At 64.2% G+C, this 17625-nt stretch carries 18 protein-coding genes; 9 read left to right on the forward strand and 9 right to left on the reverse strand.

Going from position 1 to position 17625, the window contains the following annotated elements; translation table 11 throughout:
• Positions 1-2 precede the first annotated feature (2 nt).
• The 3 genes from SxD43FB_RS09800 to SxD43FB_RS09810 are packed head-to-tail and all read right to left on the reverse strand — an operon-like array spanning position 3 to position 3321.
• Positions 3-668, reverse strand: coding sequence for a TadE/TadG family type IV pilus assembly protein (locus SxD43FB_RS09800; RefSeq protein ID WP_096062008.1), 666 nt, complete (start codon positions 666-668; stop codon positions 3-5).
• Positions 665-1261 (reverse strand): TadE/TadG family type IV pilus assembly protein, encoded by a 597-nt coding sequence (locus SxD43FB_RS09805; protein WP_096062009.1) that lies wholly within the window; start codon positions 1259-1261, stop codon positions 665-667. The genes SxD43FB_RS09800 and SxD43FB_RS09805 overlap by 4 nt, the downstream gene beginning before the upstream one ends.
• Entirely contained in the window at positions 1258-3321 is a 2064-nt protein-coding gene (locus tag SxD43FB_RS09810) for a pilus assembly protein (RefSeq protein ID WP_255245656.1), read from the reverse strand. Before SxD43FB_RS09810 ends, SxD43FB_RS09805 begins: the two co-directional genes overlap by 4 nt.
• A gap of 139 nt (positions 3322-3460) precedes the next feature.
• Here SxD43FB_RS09810 and SxD43FB_RS09815 point away from each other — a divergent pair, with 139 nt between their 5' ends.
• Positions 3461-4120 (forward strand): squalene/phytoene synthase family protein, encoded by a 660-nt coding sequence (locus tag SxD43FB_RS09815; protein ID WP_096062011.1) that lies wholly within the window; start codon positions 3461-3463, stop codon positions 4118-4120.
• A gap of 45 nt (positions 4121-4165) precedes the next feature.
• Complete coding sequence (locus SxD43FB_RS09820) at positions 4166-4630, forward strand: hypothetical protein (RefSeq protein ID WP_096062012.1); 465 nt, start codon at positions 4166-4168, stop codon at positions 4628-4630.
• Positions 4631-4635: 5 nt separating this feature from the next.
• Here SxD43FB_RS09820 and SxD43FB_RS09825 read toward each other — a convergent pair whose 3' ends face one another.
• The 5 genes from SxD43FB_RS09825 to SxD43FB_RS09845 form a co-directional block, all read right to left on the reverse strand.
• Positions 4636-4989, reverse strand: coding sequence for a YbaN family protein (locus tag SxD43FB_RS09825; RefSeq protein WP_096062013.1), 354 nt, complete (start codon positions 4987-4989; stop codon positions 4636-4638).
• A gap of 69 nt (positions 4990-5058) precedes the next feature.
• On the reverse strand, positions 5059-6363 hold the full coding sequence (locus SxD43FB_RS09830; protein ID WP_096062014.1) for a HAMP domain-containing sensor histidine kinase: 1305 nt from the start codon (positions 6361-6363) through the stop codon (positions 5059-5061).
• A 186-nt stretch (positions 6364-6549) separates the two neighbouring features.
• Complete coding sequence (locus tag SxD43FB_RS09835) at positions 6550-7215, reverse strand: response regulator transcription factor (RefSeq protein ID WP_037473392.1); 666 nt, start codon at positions 7213-7215, stop codon at positions 6550-6552.
• A gap of 33 nt (positions 7216-7248) precedes the next feature.
• Positions 7249-7599, reverse strand: coding sequence for a hypothetical protein (locus tag SxD43FB_RS09840; protein WP_096062015.1), 351 nt, complete (start codon positions 7597-7599; stop codon positions 7249-7251).
• 83 nt (positions 7600-7682) lie between these two features.
• Complete coding sequence (locus SxD43FB_RS09845; RefSeq protein ID WP_096062016.1) at positions 7683-8414, reverse strand: SIMPL domain-containing protein; 732 nt, start codon at positions 8412-8414, stop codon at positions 7683-7685.
• 140 nt (positions 8415-8554) lie between these two features.
• Between SxD43FB_RS09845 and SxD43FB_RS09850 the strand changes: the two genes are divergently transcribed.
• From SxD43FB_RS09850 to SxD43FB_RS09870, 5 genes are all read left to right on the forward strand, one after another.
• Positions 8555-10417 (forward strand): ABC-F family ATP-binding cassette domain-containing protein, encoded by a 1863-nt coding sequence (locus SxD43FB_RS09850; protein ID WP_096062017.1) that lies wholly within the window; start codon positions 8555-8557, stop codon positions 10415-10417.
• Positions 10418-10523: 106 nt separating this feature from the next.
• Positions 10524-11231, forward strand: a complete 708-nt coding sequence (locus SxD43FB_RS09855) for a VIT family protein (protein WP_096062018.1) — start codon at positions 10524-10526, stop codon at positions 11229-11231.
• A gap of 34 nt (positions 11232-11265) precedes the next feature.
• A complete protein-coding gene (locus tag SxD43FB_RS09860; RefSeq protein WP_096062019.1) occupies positions 11266-11811 on the forward strand; it encodes a glutathione peroxidase in 546 nt (181 codons plus the stop codon).
• Positions 11811-13118: a M20/M25/M40 family metallo-hydrolase gene (locus SxD43FB_RS09865; RefSeq protein WP_096062020.1), complete on the forward strand. Its 1308-nt coding sequence runs from the start codon at positions 11811-11813 to the stop codon at positions 13116-13118. Before SxD43FB_RS09860 ends, SxD43FB_RS09865 begins: the two co-directional genes overlap by 1 nt.
• A gap of 161 nt (positions 13119-13279) precedes the next feature.
• The gene (locus tag SxD43FB_RS09870) at positions 13280-13924 is read left to right on the forward strand and encodes a trimeric intracellular cation channel family protein (protein ID WP_096062021.1); all 645 of its coding nucleotides are present in this window, start codon (positions 13280-13282) and stop codon (positions 13922-13924) included.
• A gap of 128 nt (positions 13925-14052) precedes the next feature.
• Here the strand turns inward: SxD43FB_RS09870 and sppA are convergent, their stop codons facing one another.
• Positions 14053-15936 carry a signal peptide peptidase SppA gene (gene sppA, locus SxD43FB_RS09875; RefSeq protein ID WP_096062022.1) on the reverse strand — a complete coding sequence of 628 codons (1884 nt, stop codon included), beginning with the start codon at positions 15934-15936 and terminating at the stop codon, positions 14053-14055.
• A 295-nt stretch (positions 15937-16231) separates the two neighbouring features.
• Here sppA and gpmA point away from each other — a divergent pair, with 295 nt between their 5' ends.
• Both gpmA and purE read left to right on the forward strand, forming a co-directional pair.
• Complete coding sequence (gene gpmA / locus SxD43FB_RS09880; protein WP_037475202.1) at positions 16232-16918, forward strand: 2,3-diphosphoglycerate-dependent phosphoglycerate mutase; 687 nt, start codon at positions 16232-16234, stop codon at positions 16916-16918.
• 216 nt (positions 16919-17134) lie between these two features.
• Entirely contained in the window at positions 17135-17623 is a 489-nt protein-coding gene (gene purE / locus SxD43FB_RS09885) for a 5-(carboxyamino)imidazole ribonucleotide mutase (protein WP_096062023.1), read from the forward strand.
• Positions 17624-17625: the final 2 nt, after the last annotated feature.

Below are 17625 nucleotides of genomic sequence, written 5' to 3' on the forward strand. Positions count from 1 at the left end.
CATCAGGTGCAGCGGGCCGTGGCGGACGCCGCCAGATTGCCGGCATTTTTGATCGCCTGGTCGGTGCGTTCCCGCACATTGAACGCGCTGGTATAGCGGATCACCTTCGGGCCAAACAGGTCGTTGGTCACCAGTGGTTGGTAGGTGTAGGCGACTTCCACGAACATGACCGCGGTCCCGGTGCCAGACGTGATCTTGGTCGCGGCCGTGGGGCCTGGCCCCATGCCATCCTTCAGGCTCGCGTCGGTCGCGCCATCGCCCGCCACGCCATAGCTCGACGGGAAGGCGCCCGCCCCCCAGCAGCGCTGCCACCTTATGGTCTGGCCTTCATTCGGGCCGGTCAATCCATTGGGTTCCAGGCTGGATAATATGATCCGGCCATGTTGCTGCAATCCCAGCTTGTCCGACGTCAGTTCGGCTCCCACCATGATTTCATTGACGTCGGCCTCATCGATGGAGGTGCGCACGCGCGCGGCATTGTCGGCAACCAGCATCGCGATCTGGCTGAGGCGCATATGCGCCAGCGCCAGGTTCGCCGTCTCCAACCCGGCCATGCACAAAATCAGCAGCACCGGCAGCGAGAAGGCAAATTCGATCATCGCGACCCCGCGATCATCCTCGCGCAGGCGGCGTGGTCGATGGGGCAGGGTGAACAGCTTTCGGGTCATACGCATTTGATCGCTGGCTTGGCCTGATTGGCCCAGGGCTGGTTGCGGACGATGGTAGTGGCTTTCGTCGATTGCGTGGCGCTCCATCCCAGCATCTTGGCCATGGGGAAGATGCGCGGCATCGACACGGTGACTTCATAATAGACGATGTCGTCTGCGCCACCCAGGCCGTCCGACCCCAACGCCATGTCGTAGGAGCCGTTGCCATTGGCGTCTTCATAACAGTCGCCGCTATTGTAACTGCCTAGCGGGGCGGTGTCGGTAGTGATCTTCTCCGGCTTGCCCACGCGCGAGAAATTATAATAGCTCTTCTTCACCACCGACGTCGTGCCGTTCTTGGCGTTGATCGTCGCCATCTGCGCCGCGATATAGGCGTCGATCTGCGCACTGTTCAAAGTCCCGACCGACGCGGATCGCGATGCCTGTTCCAGCGCCCCGCGCGTCACCGACCGCAGATAGGATTGATAGCCCAGATCCGCGATCGCCATGATCGTCAGGCACAGCGGCGCTGCGATCAGGCCGAATTCCACCAGCGTCACGCCCCGCGTGTCGCGGCGCAGCCGCGCCAGACGGGTGATCCCTACCCGCATCATTTCGACACCCGCAAACCGCCGATATTCTTGGCGATGTCCTTGAACTTCTGGGTTAGCTGCGCCTGGGTATAGGCCATCATCCAATGATTGGAACTGGACGCGCAGCCTTGGAGCGGTGCCTGGATATTGCCTTCGGACTGGTTGCGGAACCCGATGACCCAGACGGTGATCCCTCTGCCCTTGACCGCATTGCACAGCATTTCGAGACGGCGATTGTGAACAGCGGTCAGCGACGTATTGTCCGCAGACGTCGCGGCAACGCGACCGTCCAGCTTTTGATAGCCATAGGCACCATATACTTGGTCATAGGCACTCATGTCGCCATCGGTCATGAAAACGATGTGACGTGAGATATTGAAGCCGTTGGGCGCATTACTATTGTCTGCTGCAAAGATACCCGTGGGCGACAGAAAACGCGCACCCCAGATCATGCCGATGTCATGATAGGTGCCACCGATCGCGATCAGGCCATCGACATAGGCATTGAAACTGCTCGTCTGGCCTGTAGGGATGGCGGTGCGGCTGGCATAGGAGGTAAGGCGGCGCGATTGGCGGGGGCGGGCGTCCCAACCGCCGCTGGAAGCGCGATACCAATCACTATTATAGGCATCTTGCCGGTCGTCATTAAGCCAGCGTCCTTGCGGCGTGAACATCACCTGTGGCCAATGTGGACGCCATTTGGTGTCGGCATCGGTGGCGGGCGTATCGATCTGAAGATCAAAGGCGGTCGCCGGGATCGATGTGATCGAACTGGTCGCCGTGATACTGCTGTCCGTCTTCCGTTCCTCGATACACCCCAGCCAGCTTGTGGTGGACGCGACAGTTGTGCCGTTCACGTCGCCTGGCAGGCTCGCGTGATAGGTTGGATTGGCAACCGCATTCCCCTTGATGTAATTGGTCACATCAACCGGGAACTTGCCATATTGCCAGCTATATTGCGGTGTTTGCGTATCGGTGTCGGTCTTTGTCTCGGTATAATTGGTGTATGTGCGGACCTTGATGACGCAACTGCTTGACGTGCCCGCAACCCAATATCGTGCATACCACGGCCCCGCCCAATAGCCCGATGTGGCAGGGGTATAGGTCGCGCTATATTCCCTGCCGTTCCTCACGCGGGTCGTGCTGGTGGTTGTGGTGATCGCGCCGTTGTTGCCGGTGCTGGTCGATGTGGTCGGATTGTTCGTCACCGTCGTGACGGTATTGGCGGGTGCGACGCAGGCGGCGGATGATCCACCCGATGTCGAACTCTGGTTGGCCCATGCCGAAAGCGTGCCTGACGTATATACCCATGAACCTGTCGTGCTGGAGGGGATATAGGTGGTGACCAGACGGCGCGTTTGATAGTCGGCTGTTTCACCAGCAACGCCGCCTAGCAAGGCCGTCGGGGGCAATTGATAGCCGACATTGACCGTCGAACTATAGGGAACGAATCCATAGCGGATACGCCCGGTCGCATTCGATCCTGCGCCCAGCGTATCGTAGAAATCCTTGACCGCCTGACGCAGCGCCGCGATGCGCGTGGTGCTGCCGCCATTGCCGTCGCTGATCGCCTGTGCCATCGACCCCGTGGTATCGAGCACCAGCATGACGTCGGTATTGCCGATGTCGAACCGCGCTTCGCACGTCACGTTCAGGGGCAGCGTCGTGAATGTGAAGATCTTCATCACCGTAGTCGGGATGCTGGTCGATGCCATCACCTGAACCGTGGTGGTTTCGCCCGGCTTGCTCTGGATCACGGGCGTGAAACTGTTGGTTTCCGCCGTGCCTTGCGGAAAGTTGAAATCGAAGAACTTTCTTGCTTCCGCGATATTCTCCGTGGTCATCGATGACGTCGTCATCGCCCGGCGTCCCGCGAGCGCCGCTGCGTCGCACGCCTGTTGCAGGCGCGACCGGGCCATATAAGCGCGGCTCATGTCCAGACCGCCACCGATCAGGGCGGCGAGGGGGATGATCGCGGCGGCGACGATGGCCATGGTATTGCCCGCTTGGCTCTTCGCCAGGCGGCGAAGGAACCCTACCGGATGTTCGATCTTCTTGCCCATTTGTCCGCCATCACCCATGTCGTGCCCGTCGCCCCCCATTTCGGGCCGGACAGATTATTTTCGCCTATGCAGGCGCACTCGTTAGAATGTGTATGAGGAAGATGGTTAAAGGACCGATAACTCGCCAATCCCGCCTGCTCTGCGGCTGTGCGCACCGATGAGCGGCCTGGCGCAGGAACTGCCGCCGCTGGTCGATGTGCTGGCTGCGCATGCCGGGCCGGGGGCGGACCGGCACCGCGCGCTTTGGGCGTTCGACGCGCGGCTCGCCCATGTCGCGCGCACGACCAGCGAACCCGCGATCGGGCAAATGCGGCTCGCCTGGTGGAATGACGTCATCGATGACGCCGACGCGCGCAAGGGGCGGGGCGAGCCTGTGGTCGATGCGCTGCGCGCCACGGGCGCGATGGCCGCGCCGGGGCTGGTCGCGATGATCGACGGTTGGGAAATTTTGGTGGCCGAACCGGAGATCGACGTGGAAGGCCTGCGCGCCTATGCCGTCGGTCGGGGCGGCGGATTGTTTCGCGCGCTGACCGATGTCGCTGACGCGCCGGACTGGCTGGACGCGGCGGGGCAGGTCTGGGCCTTGTGGGACATGGCGGGCCATGTCGGCGACGCGGCGCTGGCCGACGCCGCGCTGGCGCTGGCGCGGGAAATCGCGCCACGGATGGACGGCGCGCGCTGGCCGCGCGCATGGAAACCGGTGCGGATATTGGCCACGCTGGTGCATCAGGATGTGCTGGCCGGGCGGCGCGCGCCCACCGGCATGCCGCGTTCGCTCGCCTGGCGGTTGCTGCGGATCGCGCTTGTCGGGCGATAGGCAGACGCGATAGGCTGCACTTCGCAGGAGCGAGGGAGCGGGCATATGGGGCGATTGCTGGCAGGGGGCATGGCGGCGTTGCTGCTGGTTGCGGGCGGCCTGTTCTGGTGGTCGGGCCAAGCGAGCAGCGATCCGGTGCCGCAACTGGCCATGGCCGCGCCACCGCCGCCCGCTATGGAGAGCTTGCCGGAGGGCGATCCCGATGCCGTGGGCACCGCGCCGCCCATGCCCGCCGAGGCCAGCCCGCAAAGCCGCGAAGAGCGACGCTTCGCCCGCTACGACCGCAATCGCGATGGGGCGATTACCCGGATCGAGATGCTGGGCAGCCGGACCAAGGCGTTCAAGGCGCTCGACCAAAATGGCGACAACCTACTGTCCTTCGAGGAATGGGCGGTGGCGACATCGGACCGCTTCGGCGCGGCGGATAAGGATGGCGACGCCAAACTGACCCCCGCCGAATTCGCCACCACCGCCCCCAAACGCGCCGCCAAAGCGAAATGCCGCTGCTGAGCCGTTCAGGCCTCAGGCCGGGTCCATATCCCCGTCCCGCCGATCAGCGCGGCGGCGATCGGGATCAGGAACCAGGGAAAGGGCGAGAAGATCAGCGCCAGAACGATGCTGAAGGCAAAGGCACCCAGCGCCGCCTTCTTGCCCCGCCGACTGATCGCTCCGCCGTAGCGCCAGCGGCGGATATGCGCGCCGAAATGCTTGTGGTCGAGCAGCTTGGCCTCCAGCGTCGGGCTGGACCGGGCAAAGCAGAAAGCGGCCAGTATCATGAACGGGACAGTGGGCAGCAACGGGAGGAACGCCCCGATCGTGCCGAGGCCCAGCGACGCCCAACCAGCGATGAAATAGAGATATCGCCGCATGATCGGTCCTATGGGAGCGGGGGTGTTGCTATTGTTTCGCAACTGCGACCCGTGATGGCAAGGGAAAGATCAGGCCGCAGGCAAGCGCAAACGCGCGAGCAGTCCGCCCAGATCCTCGCTTTCCTCCAATAGCACCGATCCGCCATAGATTTCCGCGACATCGCGCACGATGGCGAGGCCAAGGCCGGTGCCGGGCTTGCCCGAATCGAGCCGCACGCCGCGATCGAAGATGCGGACGCGCTCTTCCAACGGAATGCCCATGCCGTCATCCTCCACCAAGATCTCGACCATGTCGCCCGCGCGCTTCACCGTCGCGAACACGGAGCCGCCGCCATATTTCGCGGCATTTTCGATGAGGTTGCCGAGCATTTCGTCCAGATCCTGCCGCTCGACGCGCACCGCCGCGCCCTTGTCGCCATCCATGTCGACGCGCGCCTGCGGATAGAGGCGCTGCACCGCGCGCTCGACGGCGGTCAGGCTCGCCCACACCTCCGCCCGGCTCTGCGCCGCGCCGCGCCGTCCGACTGCGCGGGCGCGGGCGAGGTGATGGTCGACTTGCCGCCGCATCGTCGTCGCCTCGCGGATGACCGCTTCGCCAAGGTCGGGCGACTGCGCGGTCGCGGCGTTCATGATGACGGTTAGCGGCGTTTTGAGCGCATGGGCGAGGTTGCCCGCATGGGTGCGCGCCTCCTCCGCCTGCCGCTCATTATGAGCGAGCAGGGCGTTCAATTCCTCGACCATCGGCAGCACTTCGGCAGGCATCGGCTCGGTCAGGCGGCTTTTCTGCCCGTCGCGCATCCGCACGATTTCCTGTCGCACCTTGCGCAGCGGCCGCAGCCCGTAAAAGGTCTGCAACGTCGCCAGCACGAACAGCCCCAGCGCCAGCAGCGCGAAACTCTGGAACAGCGTGGCGCGCAGCGTCTTGATCTGCGCGTCCAGCCCGGACCGCGCCTGCCCGACCATGAACAGCCAGCGGCTGTCGGAACCGGGGAGCACCACGGTCCGCTCCATGATGCGCAGATCCTCGCCGGGGAATTGCTTGCTGTCATAGACATGCAGGTGCCGGTCGCGATGTTCGTCGGGTACCTTGAGCGCGCGGTCCCACAGCGAGCGCGAGCGCCAATCCTCATGCCCCTTGGCGCTGACCTGATAATAAAGCCCGCTATTGGGCTCCAGAAAGCGCTGATCGGCCAGTTCGCGGTTGAACAACACCTCGCCTTCCGGCCCGATCTCGGCCGCCGCGATCATCGCCGTCAGCACATAATTCATGCCATCGTCGAAATTGCGCGTGATCGCGTCGCTCAACACCCGGTCCAGCGCCACCCCGCCGCCGATCAGCAACAGGCTGATCCACAGCGCGGCAATGCCCATCATCCGGCGGCTGATGGACCCGGTGGAGCGGACGGGGGATTGGTCGACCGTGCTATTCACAAATTGCCCGTTCGCCCTGAGTAGTCGCTGAGCTTGTCGAAGCGGCGTATCGAAGGGTTCGTGCAGAATGCTTCGATACGGGATTTCGACAAGCTCAATCCCTACTCAGCACGAACGGTTGCAAAGAGATCAGCGCCCCGGCTCGTCTAGGCTGTAGCCCAAGCCGCGAATGGTGGTGATCACATCGGCACCCAGCTTCTTGCGGATGCGCGTCACGAACACTTCGATCGTGTTGGAATCGCGGTCGAAATCCTGGTCGTAAATATGTTCGATCAATTCGGTGCGGCTGACCACCTTGCCCTTATGGTGCAGCAAATAGGACAGCAATTTATATTCCTGCGCGGTCAGCTTCACCGGATCGCCGGCCAGCGTCACCTTGCCCGACCGCGTGTCGAGGCGCACGTCGCCTGCGGTCAGTTCGCTCGACGCATTGCCCGATGCGCGGCGGATCAGCGCGCGCAGCCGGGCAATCAGTTCCTCGCTCTGGAACGGCTTGGCGAGATAGTCGTCCGCGCCTGCGTCGAGGCCCGCCACCTTGTCCGACCAGCTATCGCGCGCGGTCAGCACCAGCACCGGAAAGGCGCGGCCTTCCTTGCGCCAGCGGTCCAGCACGGTCAGCCCGTCGATCGTGGGCAGGCCAAGGTCCAGCACGACCGCATCGTAATTTTCGGTGGAGCCGAGGAAATGGCCGTCCTCGCCATCGGTGGCGAGGTCGATGGCATAGCCTGCGCCCTCCAGCGTGTTCCTGAGCTGCTGGCCCAGATTCGGTTCATCCTCGACGATCAGCAGACGCATGGGCTTTCCGTTTCTTTTATAAAGCGAGCGCGGTCAGCGCGCCCAGCCGATGATATCGCCTGTCCGGCCGTCGGCATCAACCCATACCACCTTGCCGTCCTTCACATATTTCAGGCGATAGCGGTTGGCACCGGGGTTGAATTCGCTGCCGACATAGGTGGCCCCGCCCATCTGGGCATCCACCCGCCGCTTGATCATGGAAAAGGGCATGACATGCCCGTCCAGCATCGCACGTCGGGCGGCGTCCTGTTCGTCGCGGCGACCGCCTGCATCAGCGACGGGCATCGTCGCCACCAGCGCGAGCGCCGTGCCGATCCCGATCATCATGGAGGCTGGCCGGATTTTCCACTTCATAAGCATGGGCATGGCATAGGCGCAGGGCATTGAACAGGTGGTGAATGATGGGGATTGTTTCGCGCCGTCCCCGTCACGCCTGCGGATGCAGGCATGACGGGGACGAAAAGGACTTACTTATCCAGCGCATATTGCACGGTCAGCGTCACCGAAGCGCTGACCTGGCCGGGTTCGACCGGAGTCGTGGCGACCGAATCCGCCTTGAAACGGGCGCTTTGCAGCATTGGCATGGGCGGCTGGCCACCGCTGTTGCTTTCGCTGATCGAAATCAGCCGCGCGGTGCGGAAACCGGCTGCCTGGGCGTAGAAATCGGCCTGCGCCTTGGCGCTCTTCAACGCCTGTCCACGGGCCTGCGCCAGCATCGGTGCGGGATCATCGATTGCGAAACTGGAGCCGTTGACGTTGGTCGCGCCCGCCGCGACCATCGCATCGAGCAGCGAGCCGACCTTCTTCACGTCGCGCAGCTTGACGGTCAGCGTATTGGACGCCTCATAGCCCAGGAAGCGCGGGCCGGTCGGCTCGCCGTCGCGCTGGTTATAGTCATATTGCGCGTTCAGGTTGATGCCGCTGGTCTGGATATCCTTCTTGGCGATGCCCGCACGGGCCAGCGCCGCGATCAGCTTCTCCGTCTTGGCGGCATTGTCCTGCATCGCGGCCTGCGCGGTCGGCGCGCGGGTCTGGACGCCGGTGCCGACGGTCGCGATGTCGGGCGATGCTTCCACGCTTTCGGTGACGTTCAGCGTCACGACCGGCGCGGTTTCGGCGATGGTCACATTGGTCTGGGCAGCCGCGATGGCGGGCAGGGCGGCACTGGCCAGGGCCAGAAGAACAAGGGCGGATTTCATGAAGGGTAACTCTCCTGTGGGGATGCCGGTCTTTTGTATCGGCTGCGATGAATGGACGCTGACATGCGTTGAAAGCCGTGGGACAGCTTCCGGTTCCTTCGCCCTTGCCCCCCGGCGCGCTAACGCCTAGCTGCACCGCCATGGCAGCACCTCTTCTTTCCTACGAAAATCTTGGCCTCTCCCAAGGCTCCCACTGGTTGTTCGAGGGGATCGACATTCATGTCGGTCAGCGCGACCGGCTGGCGCTGATCGGGCGCAACGGCGCGGGCAAGACGACCCTGTTGAAACTGGTCGCGGGCCTGATCGAGCCGGACCGTGGAACGCGATCGGTGCAGCCGGGCGCGCGGGTCATCATGCTGGAGCAAGACCCAGACGTCACGCCTTTCGCCACGCTGCATGATTTCGCGCTGGCGGGCGAGTTTGCGCCTGCCCCGCATGAGGTGGAGGCGATCGCCGACCAACTCGGCATCGACCTGTCGCGCGAAGCGAAGACGGCAAGCGGCGGCGAACGGCGCCGTGCGGCGATTGCCCGCGCGCTGGCAAGCGAGCCGGACCTGCTGCTGCTGGACGAGCCGACCAACCATCTGGACATCGCCGCGATCGATTGGCTGGAAAACTGGCTGGCGCGCTATAATGGCGCGTTCGTCGTCATCAGCCATGACCGCGCCTTCCTGACCCGGCTTACTCGGCAGACGCTTTGGCTCGACCGGGGCGTCATGCGCCGCAGCGAAATCGGCTTCGGCGGCTTCGAACAATGGATGGAAGCGGTCTATGCCGAAGAGGCGCGCGCGGCCGAAAAGCTGGACGCCAAGCTGAAGATCGAGGCGCATTGGCTCGAACGCGGCGTGACCGCACGGCGCAAGCGCAACCAGGGGCGGCTCGCCAAGCTGTGGGAAATGCGCGAAACCCGCGCCGCGATGCAGGGGCCGCAGGGGACCGCGAAGATCGCCGTGGCCAGCGACGACAGCAAGACCAAGAGCGTCATAAAGGCCGAGCATGTCACGAAGCGCTTTCCTAAATCTCCGTTCGCTTCGAGCGAAGTCGAGAAGCGGCAGCGCGAAGGTGTCTCGACTTCGCTCGACACGAACGGAAGTGATGAAAGGGTCATCATCGACGACTTCACCCTGCGCATCCAGCGCGGCGACCGGATCGGCATCGTCGGTGGCAATGGCGCGGGCAAATCGACGCTGCTCAAGCTGCTGACCGGTGAACTCGCGCCCGACAGCGGCAGCGTGACGCTGGCCCAAACGCTCGACATGATCTTCATCGACCAGCAGCGCAGCCTGATGCAGGGCGACAAGACGGTGCGCGACGTGCTGGCCGAGGGCGGCGACTGGATCGACGTGCGCGGGGTGCGAAAGCATGTCCACGGCTATCTCAAGGACTTTCTGTTCGATCCCAGCCTTGCCGAAGCGAAGGTCGCGACCCTCTCCGGCGGCGAACGCTCGCGCCTGTTGTTCGCGCGCGAATTTGCCCGCGAATCGAACCTGCTGGTGCTGGACGAACCGACCAACGATCTCGATCTCGAAACGCTCGATCTGTTGCAGGAAGTGATCGCCGATTATGACGGCACGGTGCTGATCGTCAGCCATGACCGCGACTTTCTCGACCGGACGGTGACGGTCACGCTGGGGCTGGACGGCACCGGCGTCGTGGATGTGATCGTCGGCGGCTATGCCGACTGGATCGCCAAGCGCGATCCGCGCAAGGCCGCCAAGGCCGAGAAAAAGGCCGCCGCCGCGCCCGCGCCACCTAAGCCCGTCTCCGCCAAGCTGACCTATAAGGACCAGCGCGACCTGGAACTGCTGCCCAAGCGAGTCGAGGAACTGGAAGCAGCCATCGCCCGCGATGAAGAGGCGCTTGCCGACCCCGCGCTCTACACCCGCGACCCGAAGAAATTCGCCGCGCTGACCGGCGCGATCGACAAGGCGAAGGCGGAGAAAGAGGCGGCGGAAATGCGCTGGCTGGAATTGGCGGAAAAGGCCGAAGGGTTGGCGGGGTAAAAAACGCCCCGTTCGGGCTGAGCTTGTCGAAGCCCTGTTCTTACTTCAAACAAGTAAAGCCCTTCGACAGGCTCAGGGCGAACGGATGTAGGGATGGCGCTGACCAATGGACGATGTAACTGACCAGCCCCACCACGCCGTCCATTATGTCAACCGCGTCGGCTGGCTGCGCGCCACCGTGTTGGGGGCCAATGACGGTATCGTCTCCACCGCCAGCCTGATGACCGGCATCGCCGCGTCGGGTGCAAGCAGCCAGACGATATTGCTGACCGGCATCGCCGCTTTGGTCGCAGGGGCCATGTCGATGGCGGCGGGCGAATATGTGTCCGTCAGTGCGCAGTCGGATACCGAGCGCGCCGATCTCGCCAAGGAGCGCAACGCGCTCGCCACCCAGCCGCACGCCGAATGGATCGAATTGCGCGACATCTATGTCGAACGCGGGCTGACCGCCGATCTCGCCGGACAGGTCGCGGAACAGTTGATGGCGACCGATGCGCTGGGCGCCCACGCCCGCGACGAACTGGGCATTTCGGACATGGCAACCGCGCGCCCGGTACAAGCGGCGCTGGCCTCGGCCGCCAGCTTTGCCGTGGGGGCTACCCCGCCGGTGCTGGTCTCCGCGATCGTCCCGGCTGGCAGCGCGCTGGTCGCGATCGTGGGCCTATGCCTGCTTTGCCTGGCGCTGCTCGGCTATGTCGGCGCGCGGCTGGGTGGGGCGAGGCCGCTGCGGTCTATCCTGCGCACGCTGTTGTGGGGCGCGCTGGCGATGGCGATGACCGCTGGCGTAGGCCATCTTTTCGGCGCGGCCATATAGTGGCAGGGTTCGCGCCAACCATAGGAGACCAAGCATGACCGACATTCAGCAGATCCCGCTCAAGACGATCAAGGGTGCCGACACCAGCCTCGCCGACTATGCGGGCAAGGTGGTCCTAGCCGTCAATGTCGCCTCCAAATGCGGCCTGACCCCGCAATATGAAGGGCTGGAGAAGCTCTACGCCGCCTATAAGGATAAGGGGCTGGTGGTCGCGGGCTTCCCCGCCAATGATTTCGGCGCGCAGGAGCCGGGCAGCAATGACGAGATCGCAACCTTCTGCACCACCAATTTCGGTGTCGATTTTCCCATGTTCGAAAAGATCGTGGTGACCGGCCCGGACAAGCATCCGCTCTACGCCGCGCTGACCAGCGCGGTGCCGGAAGCACAGGGGGAGGGCGATGCCTTCCGCGAAAAGCTCAAAGGCTATGGCATGACTCCCAATCCGGTGCCCGAAATCCTGTGGAATTTCGAGAAATTCCTGATCGCCAAGGATGGCAGCGTCGCCGCCCGCTTTGCGCCGACCACCGCGCCCGACGATGCGGCGCTGGTCGCGGCGATCGAAGCGGAACTCGCCAAGTGATGCGGGCAGGCCTGATCGCGGGCGCGCTGTTGCTGGCGGGCACGCCTGCCATGGCGGCGCTGTCGCCCGCCGAACGCGCCATGACGCAAAGCGTCGAGACGGGCTATGAACCCGCGATCGGCCTGCTCGAAACCCTGGTGAACCAGAATAGCGGATCGATGAATTTCGCGGGCGTGAAGGCGGTGGCCGACATGCTGCGCCCGCAGTTTGAGGCGCTGGGCTTTACCGTGACCTGGCAGCCGATGGACGCCGCCAAACGCGCCGGTCACCTGATAGCGGTGCATAAGGGCCGCGCCGGAACCACCAAGATGCTGCTCATCGGCCATCTCGACACGGTGTTCGAACCCGACTCGCCCTTCCAGACATTCGAGCGCAAAGGCGATCTGGCCAAGGGACCGGGCGTGGCGGACGACAAGGGCGGCGTCGTCACGATGCTGCTGGCGTTGAAGGCGATGCAGGCGGCGGGCACGCTCAAAAACGCCAATATCGAAGTCGTGCTGACCGGCGACGAGGAAGATGCGGGCGAACCCATCAGTATCGCCCGCGCCGACCTGATCCAAGCGGGCAAGCGCGCCGATGTAGCACTCGATTTCGAAGGGCTGTCCGTCGAGGACGGCAAGGATATGGGGTCGATCGCCCGGCGATCCTCCAACAGCTGGACGCTGACCGCGACCGGCAAGTCGGGCCATAGTTCGGGCATCTTCTCCGCCAGTGCGGGCGACGGCGCGGTCTATGAACTGGCGCGCATCATCGTCGCCTTCCGCAAGGAATTGCCCGAACCCAATCTGACCTTCAACGTCGGCCTGATCGGCGGCGGGCAGAGCGCGGACGTGGACAAGGACGGCGTGCGGATCGCGGTGACGGGCAAGACCAACATTATCCCGCCCATCGCTGTCGCCAAAGGCGATTTCCGAACGCTGAGCGAAGAGCAGACCGCCCGCGTGCGGGATAAAATGCAGGCGATCGTCGGGGCAGGGCATCTGCCCGGCACCTCGGCCAGCATCGCCTTCGACATGGGCTACCCTTCGATGGCACCCACAGCGGGCAACCGCGCGCTGCTCGCCAAGCTCAACGGCGTCAACGCCGACCTCGGCCTTGCAACGATGCCCGAACTCGATCCGCTCAAACGCGGCGCAGGCGACATCAGCTTCGTCTCGCAGGATGTCGATGGGTTGATCGGCCTCGGCGTCACATCGACCGGCGACCACAGCCCGGCGGAACAGGCCGACCTGTCGAGCATGAAACGCCAGGCCAAGCGCGCCGCGATCCTGATGAGCCGCCTCGCGACCGAAAAAGGGCGGAAATAGACTCTCGAAACCGAACCTCGTCATCCCCGCGAAGGCGGGGACCCATCTCCCAACCACGCACCCGACGATAGCGTAGGAGATGGGTTCCCGCCTTCGCGGGAATGACGGAAATATGATGAGGTTCGCTCGACACAAGCGGGTGAGCAGCGTTAGATCGCGCTATGCTTCCCCCCGTCGCCTCGCTCGCCACCACCATCGGCCCGGTGCTCGAAACCTTGAGCATCGTCGGCACCTTCGTCTTTGCCGCATCCGGGGCGCTGGCCGCCGCGCGGTTGCAGCAGACGCTGGTGACCTTCGCCTTCTTCGCGCTGGTGACCGGCGTCGGCGGCGGCACGGTGCGCGACCTGTTGATCGATGCGCCGGTCTTCTGGGTCGCTGATCCTATACCCGCCATCGCCTGCATGGCTGCGGCGCTGATGGTCTGGTTCACGCCGCGCAAATTCTGGAGCGAACGCGCGCTCGACTGGCTCGATGCGATCGGGCTGGCGGCCTTCGCTGTGTTCGGCGCGGCCAAGGCGATGAGCTTTGGCGTGCCGCCCTTCGTCGCCGGGATGATGGGCGTCGTCACCGGCTGCGTCGGCGGCATCATGCGCGATCTGCTAGCGGGCGAACCGTCCATCCTGTTGCGCCCCGAACTCTATGTAACCGCCGCGGCAGTCGCCTCCGGCCTGTTCGTGCTACTACGCGCCGTCGGTCTGGACGTGCCGGTCGCAGGCCTGATCGCCGCGCTGATCGGGTTCGCGCTTCGGGCCGTAGCGATCCGCCGCGGGCTGGGATTGCCGGTGTATCGGGATGGGGCGGGATAGGCATAGCCTGAGCGAGAATAGCATCCCCTCCCGTCATGCCAGCGAACGCTGGCATCTCTCTTTCTTTTCAACAGTGCCGCAAGAAGAAGTGAGATCCCAGCTTTCGCTGGGATGACGGGGTGGGATTTTTACCCCCACACCCCCGCCAGCATCGCCATCAGCCCGCGTTCTTCCGCCGCATTGCGCAGCCTCGGCGCGCCATAGCTGCGGCATTCCAGGCAATCCGCGCGCACGCCTGCGCCCATGACCAGCGCCTTGACGTCCGCGACCGCCTGCATCGCCCAGCCGCGCTGGATCATTGCTTGCCGCGCCAGCATGTCGCGCGGCACGTTCGCATCTTCGCTATCGCGCTCCGCCATCGCCTCGATCCATTCGGCCCATTTGTCCGGCGCCTTCTCGATACGATAAGCACGCGCTGTCTTGGGGTCGATCTTCGCCCGGCGCGCCGCTTCGGCAATCGCGTCCTCCAGTCCACCGAAGCGATCGACCAGGCCGTTCTGCCGCGCGGTGCCGCCGTCCCAGACGCGACCCTGCGCGATGGCGTCGATCTGCTCGGGCGTCTTGCGACGCGATTGCGCGACCACGCCGACGAAGCGGCGATAAATATCCTCGACCCCCATCTGCATGATTGCGTCGAATTGCGGCGATGTGCCGCCAGCGAGGTCCGGCTGGCCCGACAGCGGCGTGGTCGCCACGCCATCGGTCGTGACGCCCATCTTGGCGAGCGTCCCTTCAAAGCTCGGCAAAATGCCGAACACGCCGATTGATCCGGTAATGGTATCCGGCTCGGCAAAGATCATGTCGGCCGGGGTCGACACCCAATAGCCGCCACTGGCCGCGACATTGCCCATCGACACGACAATAGGCAGTCCGTCCGCCTTGGCGGTCATGATGGCGCTGCGGATCTTTTCCGAAGCCATGACCGAGCCCCCTGGCGAATCGACCCGCACGACCAGCGCCTTCAAATCCTTCTCTTGAAGCGCCGTCAGCAACAGGTCGGAGATGGTATCCCCCGCCGCCGTGCCGGGACCAGCCTCGCCATCGACGATATTGCCCGCGACCGTCAGCACGCCGATCTGCCCGTCATTGGCGGGCTTGCGCGCTTTCACATAAGCGGCCAGGTCGATCTTCGCGAAACCGCCCGCCTTGGCATCCGAAGGCTCGCCCGCAATTTCTGCCACGCGCGCGCCAAAAGCGGTGGCGTCGCCCAACTTGTCGACCAGCCCCGACGACAGCGCAGCCTTGGCCATATTGCCCCCTGCGGCGCGGGCCGCCGCGACCGGGTCGGCCGCATAGGCCGCGATCTGCGCCTTGGGCCGTGCCTTGGCGATATCATCCTGCCAGTTGCGCCACAACACATCCGCCAATGCCTGATTGGCCTGCTTGGCTTCGGGCGACTGGTCGGTGCGGATATAGGGTTCGACGAAGCTCTTATAGGTGCCGACGCGATAGACATGGGCGTTGACGCCCAGCTTGTCGATCAGCCCCTTATAATAGAGGTTCGATCCGCCCCGTCCCATGATCGCAACGCCGCCCAGCGGATCGCTCCACGCTTCACTCGCATGGGCGGCAAGCTGATAGCTGTCATCGGTATAGAGGGTGGCATAGGCCAGCACCGGCTTCTTGGCGGCGCGTAAGGCATCCAGCGCCTCGCCGACGCGGGCGATGGCGACCTGACCCCCGCCCATGAAGCCATCCAGGTCCAGCACCACCGCCTTGACCTTATCATCCGTCTTGGCCGCTTCCAGCGCGGTGACGATGTCCGACAGGCGATATTCCTTCATGTCGGGACCGGAACCGGACAGCAGCGAGAAGGGATCGACCTCAGCGGGTTGCTCGACGATCGTGCCATCCAGGTCGAGCAACAGCGCGCCTGCGCTGACGCTGGCGGCGGGCTTGGGCGAGAAGGAGAGGGCGGCATAAAGCGCGCCGAAGAACAGCAGCAGGAACAGCAGCACCAGCCCGTCCTTGATCGCCACCAATATGCGCCACGCGCCCTTCACAAATGCCAAATGCCGGTTCCTTCTGCCCTGTGCGCCATGGCTACCCCATCGCCCGATCGACTGCAATGGGGGCGCGATGCGGGCGGCTGCAACCTTGCGCCCCCGATTTTGGTTGCTATGGGGATCGTTGCATAATCGCGGCCTACCTTTCCCCGTTCGCCCTGAGCCTGTCGAAGGGCCGTACTTCTTGAAGAGAAGGACAAGGCTTCGACAAGCTCAGCCCGAACGGGTGTGGGGGTGGCGATTTATGCGATAATCCCGTCATGGGACTTACATGTTCGCTCTTGTGCAGGAGACGCGCCCTATGCCTACTCTCGTCCTTATCCGCCACGGCCAGTCGTCGTGGAACCTGGAAAACCGCTTCACCGGCTGGTGGGACGTCGATGTGACCGAAAAGGGCGTGGGCGAAGCGCGCGCCGCGGGTCAGTTGATGAAGGAGAAGGGGCTGGATTTCGACCAATGCTACACCTCGCTCCAAACCCGCGCGATCAAGACGCTCAATCTGGCGCTGGAGGAAATGGGGCGGCTGTGGCTGCCGGTCGAAAAGGACTGGCGCTTGAATGAGCGCCATTATGGCGGCCTCACCGGCCTCAACAAGGCGGAGACGGCGGCCAAGCATGGTGATGATCAGGTCAAGATCTGGCGCCGCAGCTTCGACATTCCGCCGCCAGCGCTGGAAGCAGGCAGCGAATTCGACCTGAGCCAGGACCGCCGCTATGCGGGCATCGCCATCCCCGCGACCGAAAGCCTCAAGGACACGATCGCCCGCGTCCTGCCCTATTGGGAAGCGACGATCGCCCCCGACCTCAAGGCCGGCAAGCGCGTGCTGATCTCCGCCCATGGCAATTCGCTGCGCGCCTTGGTGAAGCACCTCTCCAACATCCCCGATGACGAAATCACCCATCTGGAAATCCCGACCGGCCAGCCCATCGTCTACGAACTGGCCGACGACCTGAGCGCCATCGACCGCTATTATCTCTCGGAACGGTGACTTTTCTCCATCCTCCCCTGGCAGGGGAGGTGGCTGCGCGCAGCGCAGACGGAGGGGTGTCACGCTCTCGATAGGGTGACACCCCTCCACCACTTCGTGGTTCCCCTCCCCTACCAGGGGAGGATTTGCGGTTTGATCAACGTCTCGACTGCCGCTAAGGGCCTTTGCTTTCCGGGCGGCACCGTAACGGCCGCGCCATGAGGGGAATGCACGGGCATGAGCGGGGCAATCGAGGTCGGCATCATCATGGGCTCGCGGTCCGACTGGGACACGATGCGCCACGCCGCCGACACGCTCGCCGCGCTCGGCGTCACCCATGAATGCAAGGTCGTGTCGGCGCACCGCACCCCCCAACGCCTCTATGATTACGCCACCAGCGCAGTCGGCCGTGGCCTGAAAGTCATCATCGCGGGCGCGGGTGGCGCGGCGCATCTGCCGGGCATGTGCGCGTCGATGACGCGGCTGCCGGTGCTGGGCGTACCGGTCGAATCGAAAGCCTTGAAGGGCATGGATTCGCTGCTCTCGATCGTCCAGATGCCGGGCGGCATCCCCGTGGCGACGCTGGCCATCGGCAAACCCGGCGCGATCAATGCGGGGCTGCTCGCCGCCGCCATCCTCGCCACCAACGATCCGGCCCTCGCCGACCGGCTCGACGCCTGGCGCACCAAGCAGACCGACGCGGTCGCCGAAACGGTCGAGGACTGATC

It is taken from the genome of Sphingobium sp. D43FB (assembly GCF_002312805.1).
Taxonomy (GTDB): domain Bacteria; phylum Pseudomonadota; class Alphaproteobacteria; order Sphingomonadales; family Sphingomonadaceae; genus Sphingobium.